The sequence below is a fragment of the Providencia rettgeri genome (assembly GCF_023205015.1).
Taxonomy (GTDB): Bacteria; Pseudomonadota; Gammaproteobacteria; order Enterobacterales; family Enterobacteriaceae; genus Providencia; species Providencia rettgeri_E.
The window spans coordinates 3,485,959-3,499,667 of sequence record NZ_CP096258.1 but is presented as its reverse complement, the minus strand read 5'-3'; the positions used below and the strand labels follow the sequence as shown (position 1 = coordinate 3,499,667).

Annotated in this window: 7 protein-coding genes, 2 tRNA genes and 3 rRNA genes; 9 read left to right on the top strand and 3 right to left on the bottom strand. The window is 43.2% G+C overall.

Translation table 11 applies throughout. The features are described 5' to 3' along the window. Positions 1-48: 48 nt before the first annotated feature. Genes M0M83_RS15890 through metN form a run of 3 tightly spaced genes read right to left on the bottom strand, consistent with a single transcriptional unit; the run spans position 49 to position 2,607 of the window. Positions 49-870 (bottom strand): MetQ/NlpA family lipoprotein, encoded by an 822-nt coding sequence (locus M0M83_RS15890; protein ID WP_213914633.1) that lies wholly within the window; start codon positions 868-870, stop codon positions 49-51. Between the two features lie 59 nt (positions 871-929). After that, complete coding sequence (gene metI, locus M0M83_RS15885) at positions 930-1,583, bottom strand: methionine ABC transporter permease MetI (RefSeq protein WP_004257375.1); 654 nt, start codon at positions 1,581-1,583, stop codon at positions 930-932. Continuing rightward, positions 1,576-2,607 carry a methionine ABC transporter ATP-binding protein MetN gene (gene metN, locus M0M83_RS15880; protein WP_248466924.1) on the bottom strand — a complete coding sequence of 344 codons (1,032 nt, stop codon included), beginning with the start codon at positions 2,605-2,607 and terminating at the stop codon, positions 1,576-1,578. The genes metI and metN overlap by 8 nt, the downstream gene beginning before the upstream one ends. Before the next feature lie 168 nt (positions 2,608-2,775). Here metN and gmhB point away from each other — a divergent pair, with 168 nt between their 5' ends. From gmhB to M0M83_RS15835, 9 genes are all read left to right on the top strand, one after another. After that, complete coding sequence (gmhB, locus tag M0M83_RS15875) at positions 2,776-3,342, top strand: D-glycero-beta-D-manno-heptose 1,7-bisphosphate 7-phosphatase (RefSeq protein WP_004915273.1); 567 nt, start codon at positions 2,776-2,778, stop codon at positions 3,340-3,342. A gap of 528 nt (positions 3,343-3,870) precedes the next feature. Then, positions 3,871-5,410 (top strand): 16S ribosomal RNA (locus M0M83_RS15870). 65 nt (positions 5,411-5,475) lie between these two features. Continuing rightward, positions 5,476-5,552, top strand: a tRNA-Ile gene (locus tag M0M83_RS15865). A gap of 134 nt (positions 5,553-5,686) precedes the next feature. Continuing rightward, positions 5,687-5,762, top strand: a tRNA-Ala gene (locus tag M0M83_RS15860). A gap of 315 nt (positions 5,763-6,077) precedes the next feature. Continuing rightward, positions 6,078-9,095 (top strand): 23S ribosomal RNA (locus M0M83_RS15855). 144 nt (positions 9,096-9,239) lie between these two features. Next, a 5S ribosomal RNA gene (rrf, locus tag M0M83_RS15850) occupies positions 9,240-9,355 on the top strand. The 16S, 23S and 5S rRNA genes sit together here with 2 tRNA genes alongside, the layout of an rRNA operon. A 1,511-nt stretch (positions 9,356-10,866) precedes the next feature. Then, positions 10,867-11,658 carry an endonuclease/exonuclease/phosphatase family protein gene (locus M0M83_RS15845; protein WP_213914321.1) on the top strand — a complete coding sequence of 264 codons (792 nt, stop codon included), beginning with the start codon at positions 10,867-10,869 and terminating at the stop codon, positions 11,656-11,658. Between the two features lie 95 nt (positions 11,659-11,753). Beyond that, on the top strand, positions 11,754-12,299 hold the full coding sequence (locus tag M0M83_RS15840) for a DUF1287 domain-containing protein (RefSeq protein WP_413776253.1): 546 nt from the start codon (positions 11,754-11,756) through the stop codon (positions 12,297-12,299). Between the two features lie 214 nt (positions 12,300-12,513). Beyond that, positions 12,514-13,701 carry an NAD(P)/FAD-dependent oxidoreductase gene (locus tag M0M83_RS15835; RefSeq protein ID WP_213914319.1) on the top strand — a complete coding sequence of 396 codons (1,188 nt, stop codon included), beginning with the start codon at positions 12,514-12,516 and terminating at the stop codon, positions 13,699-13,701. Positions 13,702-13,709 lie beyond the last annotated feature (8 nt).

The window sequence follows — 13,709 nt, the reverse complement described above, 5'->3', positions numbered from 1 at the left end:
GCGTTAAGCCGTCTAGTATTTTAATCGTTTTTTAAATAATAAAAAAGATTACCAACCTTTAACTGCACCACCATCGAAGACTTCATTTGCTTTATTTGCAACTTCATCCGATTGATATGCTTGAATAAATTTCTTCACATTTTCGTTATCTTTATTATCTTCACGAGCAACAATAATATTTACGTATGGAGAATCTTTATCTTCAACAAATAAACCATCTTTTGCTGGGGTTAATTTAGGTGTAGCACTACTTGCCCAAGTTGTATTGATAATCGCTAATGCAATTTTTTGGTCATCTAAAGCACGAGGTAATTGAGGCGCTTCTAACTCAACAAATTTCAGGTCTTTCGGGTTTTCAACCACATCTAAAACAGTCGGCATTAAGCCAGTACCATCTTTTAATTTAATTAAACCTTGTTGTTGTAGTAACAGTAATGAACGGCCCAAGTTAGTTGGGTCATTTGGTAACGCAATTTGTGAACCATCAGCGAGTTCATCTACCGACTTGATTTTTTTAGAGTAAGCCGCAATTGGATAAATAAAGGTATTTCCGACAGGGACTAATTTATAATTACGATCTTTAATTTGCTGATCAAGATAAGGTTTGTGTTGGAATGCATTTGCATCGATATCGCCTTTACTCAACGCTTCATTAGGTAAAACGAAGTCATTAAATGAAACGAGCTCAACATTTAAACCATACTTTTCTTTAGCAACTTTTTGTGCGACTTCAGCAACTTCTAATTCTTTGCCCATGATCACACCAACTTTGATGCTGTTGGCATCTTTCTCTTTTTCACCACAACCAGTGAGAATGAGTGTGCCTAATAGCGCGCCGACAACTGCGATAGATTTTAATTTAATAGACATTGGTTTACCCCTTTAAAACGGACGTTATAAGCACCTTAATGGCGCAGCTATTTTACTAACTATCGATGTGAAACTTTTTTCATTAAATACTCGCCACCAAACTGAATAAGGTTTACTAAAATGACGAGGAGAACAATAACGGTATTCATCACTACAGGGTTATAGGTCTGATAGCCATATTGTAGTGCGATTTGACCTAAACCACCGGCACCAACAGCGCCACCCATTGCAGAATATCCGACTAACATAATTAACGTGATAGTGGCTGCATTAATTAAACTTGGCAATGCTTCTGGGATCAAAATCTTACGAATAATCTGAAGAGGAGTTGCACCCATCGCACGGGCTGATTCAATTAAACCGCTTGGAATTTCTAATAACGCATTTTCAACCATACGAGCGATAAATGGTGCAGCGCCAATTGTTAAAGGAACGATTGCCGCTTTTAAGCCAATAGTCGTCCCAACAAGAAACGAAGTTAATGGAATAATCCAAACCAGTAAAATAATAAATGGCACTGAACGGAAAATATTTACGACAACGGCAAGAGCTCGATATAACCCTACATTTTCCATGACCTGGTCTTTGCGTGTAATATAGAGCAATACACCTAATGGTAAACCTAAAACAAAACCCAAAAAGCCGGAAACAAAGGTCATTGTGATAGTGTCAATTGTGCCGTTAATCAGCAGATAAATCATTCTCTCAGACATAACCCAAAACCTCTACTTTCACGTGATGCTCTTTCAGAAATGCAATTGTGGATTCAACGCCACCATTAATGCCATGTAGCTCGGCTAACATCACCCCAAATTTTACGCCACCCGCGTAGTCAATTTGTGAACTTAAAATATTAATATCAATATCAAACTTGCGTACAGCCATTGAAATTAAAGGCGCATCAACAGACTGCCCTGTAAATTCAAGCTTGAGTAATGGTGATGAGTCCTTACCAGGCTCTGTTTTTAATCGTTCTTTATAATCATCTGGAATATCAATCACTAATGTTGATTGAATAAACGCTTGAGCGACAGGTGTTTTCGGGTGAGAGAATACTTCGCTCACCTTGTCTTGCTCGATTAATTGCCCACCACTGATTACAGCAACTTGGTCACAAATACGTTTTACAACATCCATTTCGTGAGTAATCAATAAGATAGTTAGGCCTAATCGGCGGTTAATATCTTTCAATAATTCTAAAATTGAACGAGTTGTCGCGGGGTCTAATGCACTTGTTGCCTCGTCACAGAGCAATACTTTAGGCGAATTAGCTAATGCGCGAGCGATAGCAACACGTTGTTTTTGCCCGCCAGAAAGGTTTGCTGGGTACGCATCTTTCTTTTCAGTTAACCCAACCAAATCGAGTAATTCATCCACACGCTCTCTAATTTTTTCTTTAGGCGTATTATCTAGTTCTAAAGGAAGAGCGACGTTATCAAAAACAGTACGTGAAGATAACAGGTTAAAATGTTGGAAAATCATGCCAATGCCGCGACGTGCTCTCGTCAACGTTTTTTCAGTCATCGATGTTAAATCTTGTCCATCGACAATAACTTGGCCTGAAGTTGGACGCTCAAGCATATTTACGCAACGAATAAGCGTACTTTTACCTGCACCTGAAGCACCAATAACGCCATAGATCTGACCAGCAGGCACATGCAAGCTAATATCAGTAAGTGCTTGAATGTTACGGCTTCCTTGCTGGAAAACTTTATTAATATTTGAGAGCTTTATCATTTATAGTTTCTAACTTTATCTGAATTGTTTTTAGATAGTGTATCTAATAAGGTTGGATGTTAAGGCGTCTAGACGTCTAAGTCAATAAAGATTGTTCTATTTATTCTATTCTCCTTTTATTTCTTTTCATGAGATACTAAAAAAATACTAAATTTTAGGAGCAAACAGGTGAGTAACGGGATCCCAGCAGTCTTTTTAGATAGAGATGGAACAATTAATATCGATCATGGCTATGTGCATAAAATTGATGACTTCGAATTTATCGAAGGGTCAATTGAAGCAATGCTTGAATTAAAAAAGATGGGCTATGCATTAGTTATCGTAACCAACCAGTCAGGTATTGGTCGGGGAATTTATACAGAAGACCAGTTTATGCAACTAACAGAATGGATGGATTGGTCATTAGCAGATCGCGGTATTGACTTAGACGGTATTTATTTTTGCCCTCATCATACTGAAGCTACAGTAGAAGAATATCGCCAAGACTGTAATTGTCGTAAACCAAAACCTGGAATGCTATTAGATGCACAAGACTTTTTAAAGATAGATATGGCTTCATCCATTATGGTCGGTGACAAACTGGCTGATATGTTAGCAGGTAAAGGTGCTAACGTCGGTACGACCGTATTAGTAAAAAGTGGCGAGCCAGTCACAGATGAGGCAATTAATAATGCAGACCTTGTTATTAATAGTATTGCCGAACTGCCAGAAGCACTAAAAAGAATCAAAAAGTAGTCGTTTTGAGTGATAAGCAAGCAGTTGAATAAAAAAATGAAAAAAGGGGTTGCCAGATTTTTCTGACTCCCTATAATGCGCATCCACTGACCGGGAACAAGACAACGCAAAGCGCGATGAACACTGAAACGGCAGCGAGAGATTCTGAAAAGAAAAAGCAAAAAATTGCTTGACTCTCACGGAGGAAAACGTAATATACGCCTCCTCGCGACAACGACCTCGAAGTCGAAAATCGAAAGATTTAGTCGCAACGCTCTTTAACAATTTATCAGGCAATCTGTGTGGGCACTCACAGGACACTATCAAAAAAATATTTGATTTTAAGTCTTGAAGAGTGACTAACACGTTAATTCATATATATGAAATAAGGTAGTAACGCTTATTTTGGAAGGATAACGCGAAGGCAAGCAGAGATAACCCGAGGCAGTACTTAGGTACGGCGAGGGGAAGCGATGCGAAGCCGACAAAGTTAGCCGAACAAAAGAACGTTACGGTCAGTAAGACATTCTTTGAGCATCAGACTACTTTTAATTGAAGAGTTTGATCATGGCTCAGATTGAACGCTGGCGGCAGGCCTAACACATGCAAGTCGAGCGGTAACAGGGGAAGCTTGCTTCCCGCTGACGAGCGGCGGACGGGTGAGTAATGTATGGGGATCTGCCCGATAGAGGGGGATAACCACTGGAAACGGTGGCTAATACCGCATAATCTCTTAGGAGCAAAGCAGGGGAACTTCGGTCCTTGCGCTATCGGATGAACCCATATGGGATTAGCTAGTAGGTGGGGTAATGGCTCACCTAGGCGACGATCCCTAGCTGGTCTGAGAGGATGATCAGCCACACTGGGACTGAGACACGGCCCAGACTCCTACGGGAGGCAGCAGTGGGGAATATTGCACAATGGGCGCAAGCCTGATGCAGCCATGCCGCGTGTATGAAGAAGGCCCTAGGGTTGTAAAGTACTTTCAGTCGGGAGGAAGGCGTTGTTGCTAATATCAACAACGATTGACGTTACCGACAGAAGAAGCACCGGCTAACTCCGTGCCAGCAGCCGCGGTAATACGGAGGGTGCAAGCGTTAATCGGAATTACTGGGCGTAAAGCGCACGCAGGCGGTTGATTAAGTTAGATGTGAAATCCCCGGGCTTAACCTGGGAATGGCATCTAAGACTGGTCAGCTAGAGTCTTGTAGAGGGGGGTAGAATTCCATGTGTAGCGGTGAAATGCGTAGAGATGTGGAGGAATACCGGTGGCGAAGGCGGCCCCCTGGACAAAGACTGACGCTCAGGTGCGAAAGCGTGGGGAGCAAACAGGATTAGATACCCTGGTAGTCCACGCTGTAAACGATGTCGATTTGAAGGTTGTTCCCTTGAGGAGTGGCTTTCGGAGCTAACGCGTTAAATCGACCGCCTGGGGAGTACGGCCGCAAGGTTAAAACTCAAATGAATTGACGGGGGCCCGCACAAGCGGTGGAGCATGTGGTTTAATTCGATGCAACGCGAAGAACCTTACCTACTCTTGACATCCAGAGAACTTAGCAGAGATGCTTTGGTGCCTTCGGGAACTCTGAGACAGGTGCTGCATGGCTGTCGTCAGCTCGTGTTGTGAAATGTTGGGTTAAGTCCCGCAACGAGCGCAACCCTTATCCTTTGTTGCCAGCGATTCGGTCGGGAACTCAAAGGAGACTGCCGGTGATAAACCGGAGGAAGGTGGGGATGACGTCAAGTCATCATGGCCCTTACGAGTAGGGCTACACACGTGCTACAATGGCGTATACAAAGAGAAGCGACCTCGCGAGAGCAAGCGGAACTCATAAAGTACGTCGTAGTCCGGATTGGAGTCTGCAACTCGACTCCATGAAGTCGGAATCGCTAGTAATCGTAGATCAGAATGCTACGGTGAATACGTTCCCGGGCCTTGTACACACCGCCCGTCACACCATGGGAGTGGGTTGCAAAAGAAGTAGGTAGCTTAACCTTCGGGAGGGCGCTTACCACTTTGTGATTCATGACTGGGGTGAAGTCGTAACAAGGTAACCGTAGGGGAACCTGCGGTTGGATCACCTCCTTACCATTGAAGTGTTTTTGTGAAGTGCTCACACAGATTGTCTGATGAAATAGAGTAGCGGTATCGATAGGCTTGTAGCTCAGGTGGTTAGAGCGCACCCCTGATAAGGGTGAGGTCGGTGGTTCAAGTCCACTCAGGCCTACCAAAATTGAATTGATGCTTTGTTATAGATTAGCTCGCTTACCCACGTAAGCTTCGCCAATCTATGCCTTGCCTGAATTCAATTTATAACTGATTTCTTTCATAAAAAGAAAGAGACGATACCGAAAATACCTTTATGGGGCTATAGCTCAGCTGGGAGAGCGCCTGCCTTGCACGCAGGAGGTCAGCGGTTCGATCCCGCTTAGCTCCACCATAAATTTTTCTGATTATTCAGAATAGATTAGTCAACTAGTCTATTGCGAATAATTATGCTCTTTAACAATCTGGAACAAGCTGAAAATTGAAAACAACGCACATTGTTTATCGCTTAAACAATGTGAGAGTCTCTCAAAAATCTCAACTTGAATAGTGTACTTTGAACTATCGAGTCGACGAGCGAAATGAGTTCAAGGCAGCCCGCGCACAGCAAGCGCAGCGTACTTTAAGTACGTGAGCATTGCGCGCACGGACTAACGCCGAAATCATGAAGCACAGTCACTCGTTGTAAGAAGACGCCTTCGGGTTGTGAGGTTAAGCGACTAAGCGTACACGGTGGATGCCTAGGCAATCAGAGGCGATGAAGGACGTGCTAATCTGCGATAAGCGTCGGTAAGGTGATATGAACCGTTACAACCGACGATTTCCGAATGGGGAAACCCAGTGCAATTCGTTGCACTATCGTTTGATGAATACATAGTCAAACGAAGCGAACCGGGGGAACTGAAACATCTCAGTACCCCGAGGAAAAGAAATCAACCGAGATTCCCCTAGTAGCGGCGAGCGAACGGGGAGCAGCCCAGAGTCTTAATCAGCATTAGCATCAGGAGAACGGTCTGGAAAGTCCGGCAGTAAAGGGTGATAGCCCCGTATCCGAAGGTGTTAGTGTTGTGAACTCGACGAGTAGGGCGGGACACGTGTTATCCTGTCTGAATATGGGGGGACCATCCTCCAAGGCTAAATACTCCTGATTGACCGATAGTGAACCAGTACCGTGAGGGAAAGGCGAAAAGAACCCCGGCGAGGGGAGTGAAATAGAACCTGAAACCGTGTACGTACAAGCAGTGGGAGCCCCACCACCAAAGCATTTTCTGGTGTTGAGGACAACTTTGAAGTGACATTCAACACGCGTTGGCGGAGCGCTTTTTGCGACGCCCAACACACAAAACAAGCAGTGAATGTGCTTTGGGGTGGGGTGACTGCGTACCTTTTGTATAATGGGTCAGCGACTTATATTCTGTAGCAAGGTTAACCGTATAGGGGAGCCGTAGGGAAACCGAGTCTTAACTGGGCGAATAAGTTGCAGGGTATAGACCCGAAACCCGGTGATCTAGCCATGGGCAGGTTGAAGGTTGGGTAACACTAACTGGAGGACCGAACCGACTAATGTTGAAAAATTAGCGGATGACTTGTGGCTGGGGGTGAAAGGCCAATCAAACCGGGAGATAGCTGGTTCTCCCCGAAAGCTATTTAGGTAGCGCCTCGTGAACTCATCTTCGGGGGTAGAGCACTGTTTCGACTAGGGGGTCATCCCGACTTACCAACTCGATGCAAACTACGAATACCGAAGAATGTTATCACGGGAGACACACGGCGGGTGCTAACGTTCGTCGTGAAGAGGGAAACAACCCAGACCGCCAGCTAAGGTCCCAAAGTCATAGTTAAGTGGGAAACGAAGTGGGAAGGCTCAGACAGCCAGGATGTTGGCTTAGAAGCAGCCATCATTTAAAGAAAGCGTAATAGCTCACTGGTCGAGTCGGCCTGCGCGGAAGATGTAACGGGGCTAAACTATGCACCGAAGCTGCGGCAGCGATATGTAAATATTGTTGGGTAGGGGAGCGTTCTGTAAGCCTGTGAAGGTGTACTGTGAGGTATGCTGGAGGTATCAGAAGTGCGAATGCTGACATAAGTAACGATAATGCGGGTGAAAAACCCGCACGCCGGAAGACCAAGGGTTCCTGTCCAACGTTAATCGGGGCAGGGTGAGTCGACCCCTAAGGCGAGGCAGAAATGCGTAGTCGATGGGAAACGGGTTAATATTCCCGTACTGGTGATAATTGCGATGGGGGGACGGAGAAGGCTAGGCTATCCGGGCGACGGTTGTCCCGGTTTAAGAATGTAGGCAGGTGAATTAGGCAAATCCGGTTCACTACATGCTGAGGTTCGATGACGAGTCACTACGGTGATGAAGTAGCTCATGCCCCGCTTCCAGGAAAAGCCTCTAAGCTCTAGATTATCATTAATCGTACCCCAAACCGACACAGGTGGTCAGGTAGAGAATACTCAGGCGCTTGAGAGAACTCGGGTGAAGGAACTAGGCAAAATGGTGCCGTAACTTCGGGAGAAGGCACGCTGGCGCTAGGTGAAGTCCCTCGCGGATGGAGCTGAAGCCAGTCGCAGATACCAGCTGGCTGCAACTGTTTATTAAAAACACAGCACTGTGCAAACACGAAAGTGGACGTATACGGTGTGACGCCTGCCCGGTGCTGGAAGGTTAATTGATGGGGTTATCCGTAAGGAGAAGCTCTTGATCGAAGCCCCAGTAAACGGCGGCCGTAACTATAACGGTCCTAAGGTAGCGAAATTCCTTGTCGGGTAAGTTCCGACCTGCACGAATGGCGTAATGATGGCCAGGCTGTCTCCACCCGAGACTCAGTGAAATTGAACTCGCTGTGAAGATGCAGTGTACCCGCGGCAAGACGGAAAGACCCCGTGAACCTTTACTATAGCTTGACACTGAACATTGAGCCTTGATGTGTAGGATAGGTGGGAGGCTTCGAAGCGTGGACGCCAGTCTGCGTGGAGCCAACCTTGAAATACCACCCTTTAATGTTTGATGTTCTAACGTTGCCCCGTTATCCGGGGTGCGGACAGTGTCTGGTGGGTAGTTTGACTGGGGCGGTCTCCTCCCAAAGAGTAACGGAGGAGCACGAAGGTTGGCTAAGCATGGTCGGACATCATGCGGTTAGTGCAAAGGCATAAGCCAGCTTGACTGCGAGAGTGACGGCTCGAGCAGGTACGAAAGTAGGTCTTAGTGATCCGGTGGTTCTGAATGGAAGGGCCATCGCTCAACGGATAAAAGGTACTCCGGGGATAACAGGCTGATACCGCCCAAGAGTTCATATCGACGGCGGTGTTTGGCACCTCGATGTCGGCTCATCACATCCTGGGGCTGAAGTAGGTCCCAAGGGTACGGCTGTTCGCCGTTTAAAGTGGTACGCGAGCTGGGTTTAGAACGTCGTGAGACAGTTCGGTCCCTATCTGCCGTGGGCGTTGGAAGATTGAAAGGGGCTGCTCCTAGTACGAGAGGACCGGAGTGGACGCACCACTGGTGTTCGGGTTGTCATGCCAATGGCATTGCCCGGTAGCTAAGTGCGGAAGAGATAACCGCTGAAAGCATCTAAGCGGGAAACTTGCCTTGAGATGAGTCTTCCCTGACCCTTTAAGGGTCCTAAAGGAACGTTTAAGACTAAGACGTTGATAGGTTGGGTGTGTAAGCGTAGCGATACGTTGAGCTAACCAATACTAATGAACCGTGAGGCTTAACCTGACAACACCGAAGGTGTTTTAGAGAGACAGAGTTGTTTTCGATAGAGAGTGAGAAGCCGAAAGGTGAAGGACACACAGCTTGTTTGAGATTGACGTTCTGGTTTAGTGTATAAAAGTGACATTAAACGGGAACAAACAGAATTTGTCTGGCGGCAATAGCGCGGTGGTCCCACCTGACCCCATGCCGAACTCAGCAGTGAAACGCCGTAGCGCCGATGGTAGTGTGGGGTCTCCCCATGTGAGAGTAGGGAACTGCCAGACATTAAATTAGTGAAGAAGCCACCCATTGGGTGGCTTTTTTGCGTTTGGGGAAACTCATTAATTGTTGATGTTAGAGGTGAAGCCCCTTAATGTCCCAACACCCAACACCCAACACCCAACACCCAACACCCAACACCCAACACCCAACTCCCAACTCCCGACTTCTTTCTTTTAATGGCTCACTTAATTTAATCCTTCTACGCAGGGCGATTAGTCATGAATATAACTATCGCAAATGGAAGTTCATGATACAAAGTAGTGAGTAACAGCTCACATGTTGAAGAGTGCGCGGAGACAAGTGCTGAGTGTGGGGTTAGGCAGCATGAGTTAAGAGAATTAAGTCAAGCAATCGGCAGATGACACTCGGTGGTATTGTGATCATGAATGGAAGCTCTGGAACCAAAGTAGTGAGTAACAGCTCACGTGTTCCTTAATTAGTGTGCGTAATTACAATAAAATTAACTGGATATGGTGTGGTGGTGGTTATCTATTATTGCTGTGAATGGAAGGTCTGGAACTAAAGTAGTGAGTAACAGCTCACTTGTTCCTTAATTAGTGTGCATAATTGCAATAAAATTAACGGGATATGGTGTGGTAGTGATTATCTACTAGCGCCATGATGGAAGGTCTAGATATAAACTAGTAAGTAACAGCTCACATGTTGAAAAGTGCGCGGAGACAAGTGCTGAGTGTGGGGTGAGGCAGCATGAGTTAAGAGAGTTAAGTCAAGCAATCGGTAGATAACACTCGGTGGTATTGTGATCATGAATGGAAGCTCTGGAACTAAAGTAGTAAGTAACAGCTCACTTGTTCCTTAATTAGTGTGCATAATTGCAATAAAATTAACGGGATATGGTGTGGTGGTGGTTATCTATTACTGCTGTGAATGGAAGGTCTGGAACTAAAGTAGTGAGTAACAACTCACTTGTTCCTTAATTAGTGTGCATAATTGCAATAAAATTAACTGGATATGGTGTGGTAGTGATTATCTACTAGCGCCATGATGGAAGGTCTAGATATAAACTAGTAAGTAACAGCTCACATGTTGAAAAGTGCGCGGAGACAAGTGCTGAGTGTGGGGCGAGGCAACATGAGTTAAGAGAATTAAGTCAAGCAATTGGTAGATAACACTCGGTGGTATTGTGATCATGATGGAAGCTCTGGATATAAACTAGTAAGTAACAGCTCACATCTCTTTTGGTAGCAAAGGAGTATAAGGGGTAGATAAAATGAGAGAAAAATAAATTAAAGTGGGTGTTTCCAGGTTTATTTAGATGGTGGATCCGATTGAGGGGGTATAAAGTAGCGAATAATTAAATAGTTATCATTTCGTAAGAAAGTCAGATAAGAACAGAACGTTTTAGTGAAAAAGGTTAAAAACCTTATGAGTAGGGTGGATATCGGGATAAATTTGATAAGCTATAACTACTCAAATTTGATATACTACAACCAGTAATTAATCAAAAAGTGTAAGATTTTCATTATTTTTCTGTGATATAGGGACTTCAAATTTGGCAAAAAGAACCTATTCTGTTCGGTATATTGCAGGTGAGCCCGCTAAACGAATTCAGCCTATGTCTGTACATATGTTGGGTGAATCACTTCCAATAGGTTTACCTCTATTCGCTGCGGGTGAAACTCTTGATGTGGTTACATGGAATATTTACAAACAGCAGAGGCCAAATTGGAAGCCCACTCTTAATGAGTTAGTGAAGGATAGAAAACTTATTTTGTTGCAAGAGGCTCAAATGTCACCTGAGCTAATATCTTTTGCTGCATCACATAAATTAATTGCTGACCAAGTACCTGCATTACCTTTTTCACCTCATCCAGCTGGCGTGATGACGCTCGCTGCTTCACATCCGATATATTGCTGTCCTTTAAGAGAAAAAGAACCACTGTTACGACTGGCTAAATCTGCGCTGATTACAGTATACCCGTTACCAGATGGGAAGCACTTGATGGTCGCGAATGTTCATGCAATTAACTTCAGTTTTGGTGTGGATGTATATACGCGACAACTAAATAAATTGGGTGTTCATATTGCTAAACATGTGGGGCCAGTGATCCTTGCGGGGGATTTTAATGCATGGAGTAGACAACGGGTAAATGCATTAAAACGGTTTATTCGTAGTGTGGGTCTAAAAGAAATAGCATTTAGTGATGATTACCGGACTAAGGCTTTTGGTCGTCCTTTGGATTACGTGTTTTATCGTGGATTGAAGGTTAAAGATAGCACTGTACTACCGACAGATGCATCTGATCATAACCCTATTATGACCAAATTTACGCTTTCTAAGTAATTAAGATTATCTCCCTTATTTTCCCTCGCATTTAATTATAGATTTGATGAACTCTTTTTATTGGGGACATCAGATTGAAATTATCGCTTTTATATATCTTTTTCTTTTTTGCACAAATAGCTAATGGGTCTAGCTTATTGTTAGCTAAACATGCGGAACAGTTGCCTCGTTTAGTTATTTATGACCCATCTTATCGACAAATTTCTTATCCGAATGGTGATGTGCCCGAACAATACGGTGTCTGCTCTGATGTGGTTATACGAAGCTACCGAAAAATTGGTATTGATTTGCAACAATTAGTTCATGAAGACATGAAAGCAAATTTTCGCCAATACCCCAGTCAACGAATGTGGGGATTGCGTAAGCCAGATACAAATATTGATCATCGTCGCGTACCTAATTTAGAGGCTTTTTTCTCACGAAAAGGGAAAAATAAGCCTATATCAAAGAATGCCAGTGATTATATTCCTGGCGATATTGTCTCTTGGCGTTTGGATAATGGTCGGCCACATATCGGTGTTGTAACATCGAGAAAGTCATCAAATACACAGAATTATTTAGTGATGCACAATATTGGATATGGCCAAGTCTTTGAAGATGTTTTATTTCGTTGGGATATTGTTGGACATTATTCTTATTAAGTGAGATGGTTTTTATATAATATAATTTCCTAGATTATAATTTTTAAAATCAACTTATTCAAGAGGTTTTATATATGTAAGTGATTAGTTTTAATTGTTATTTTTTAAATTATATTCTAATTATTATATTAGCATTAATTCACCTTGAACTATATTTATAAATGAAGGGTTAATCGTATAGAGTATAAAGCATAAATAAATGGTGGTTAATGTGATGAAAAATATAGTTATTGTTGGCGGTGGAACGGGCGGGACGATGCTAGCAAATACACTCGCTAGAAAATTGAGTAAAGAAATTTTTTCAAAGAAAATAAAAATAACATTAATTACGGATAATCCAATCCATTATTATAAACCTGCATTTATGTATGTTGCTTTTAATTTATTTTTTAAGGATGAATTAAGCCGTCCAGAAAGAGAGCTGTTAAGGCCTGAAATAGAGTTAGCCATTGATAAAATAGAATACTTTGATTTTAAAAATAAAGAGCTAAACTCAACACATGGAAAAAAATATAATTATGATTTTCTTGTGATAGCGACAGGTTGCGTACCTAAACCTGAGCGTATTCAAGGTTTAAAAGATATCGGTAACCATTTTTATGCTTATGAAGCATCAAGAAAGCTAGCTGACCAACTTGCTAAGATTGAAAAAGGTCGAATTTTTATTACGGTATCATTCCCTGAAACACCTAATGTGCCTCATCAGTGTGGTATCGCACCGATGGAAACAACGTTAATGATTGATGAGTTTTTACGAAAACGTCGAGTCAGGGATAATATTGAAATCGTTTATACATATCCAACCGTTTCACAATTATTACGTAACTGTTTATTTATGCAGCAACCTGTTTGTGAAGTTATTCCCGAAGTATTCACTGCTAAAAATATTAAGGCACAGAGAGGATTTACTTTAGATAAAGTTGATCCAGATAAGAAAATAGCTTATTCGAAGGAAGGGGACGAGCAAAATTTCGATTTATTGATTAGTACTCCTCCTATTACTGCGGTTGAAGCGGTTATTAATACAGGATTGAGTGAACATAATAATGGTGAAGGATGGTTACCAACTGACCACGAAACAATGCAAGTTTATGGTGTCGATGGTGTTTATGTTATTGGTGACACCGTTGATTTACCGATCAGTAAAGCGGGTGGAAGCTGCCATAATCAAGCTGCGATTATAGCCGATAATATTTGTGGTGAATTAATTTATGGTTATCCCGCGGCTATCTATGATGGGCGAGTTCAAGCCGTTGCTCAAATGGGATTAACAGCAGGAATGCCTTTACAATACGATTATAAACACGATGTTATTCCTACACCTCCGACTAAATTAGGAGGATTACTCAGAAATGGCTTTAATAGAGGTATTTATTGGGCTGCTATTCGTGGCTTAGTTTAAGGAGGAAA

Bases quoted from the DNA above. Each gene is read 5' to 3' on its own strand.
- metI (WP_004257375.1), bottom strand. From the start codon at position 1,583: ATGTCTGAGAGAATGATTTATCTGCTGATTAACGGCACAATTGACACT.
- M0M83_RS15890 (WP_213914633.1), bottom strand. From the start codon at position 870: ATGTCTATTAAATTAAAATCTATCGCAGTTGTCGGCGCGCTATTAGGC.
- metN (WP_248466924.1), bottom strand. From the start codon at position 2,607: ATGATAAAGCTCTCAAATATTAATAAAGTTTTCCAGCAAGGAAGCCGT.
- M0M83_RS15835 (WP_213914319.1), top strand. From the start codon at position 12,514: ATGAAAAATATAGTTATTGTTGGCGGTGGAACGGGCGGGACGATGCTA.